This is a genomic window from Mesorhizobium sp. M7A.T.Ca.US.000.02.2.1, from assembly GCF_003996995.1.
Taxonomy (GTDB): Bacteria; Pseudomonadota; Alphaproteobacteria; order Rhizobiales; family Rhizobiaceae; genus Mesorhizobium.
Genome location: NZ_RZTT01000881.1, coordinates 1 through 556, shown reverse-complemented (window position 1 = coordinate 556; position 556 = coordinate 1). Strand labels below are relative to the sequence as shown.

The window sequence follows — 556 nt, the reverse complement described above, 5'->3', positions numbered from 1 at the left end:
GTGTTATTGAGCCGGGGTGCCCATTGGCGACCGTATCGCCGTCGATGGCCACCACCGGCATGGCGATTGTCGTCGCAGAGCTGATGAACGCCTCGCGTGCCGCCTTGGCCTCGGCGACGGAAAAGCCGCGCTCCTCGATCTTCAGGCCAAGCTTGGCCGCCACTTCGAACATGGTCGTGCGGGTGATGCCGCGCAAAATGCCGTGCTCGGCCGGCCTGGTGACCAGGACGCCGTCCCGGGTGACGATCCAGGCATTGGACGAGCCGCCTTCCTTGACGTTACCTTCGGCGTCGACGAACCAGGCTTCCTGCGCACCGGCCTCCTTGGCCTTCTGCTTGGCCAATACATTGGGCAGCAGCCCGACGGTCTTGATGTCGACGCGGTCCCAGCGGTTCTCCGGCACGGTGATGACCGCGATGCCGGTCTCGGCGCGCTTCGCTCCAGCGGCGGGGTCGGCTTTCCTGGCGGTGACCACCAGCGAAGGCTTGGTGTCGGCGGACGGGAAGACGAAGTCGCGGCTGGCAACGCCACGCGTCACCTGCACGTAGACCAGGCC

1 protein-coding gene is annotated in these 556 nt (G+C 66.5%); it reads right to left on the bottom strand.

Features of this window, described 5'->3' with window-relative positions; translation table 11 throughout:
- A partial coding sequence (locus tag EOD15_RS35265; RefSeq protein ID WP_185929186.1) for an aminotransferase class IV occupies window positions 1–556 on the bottom strand: 556 nt, incomplete at both ends.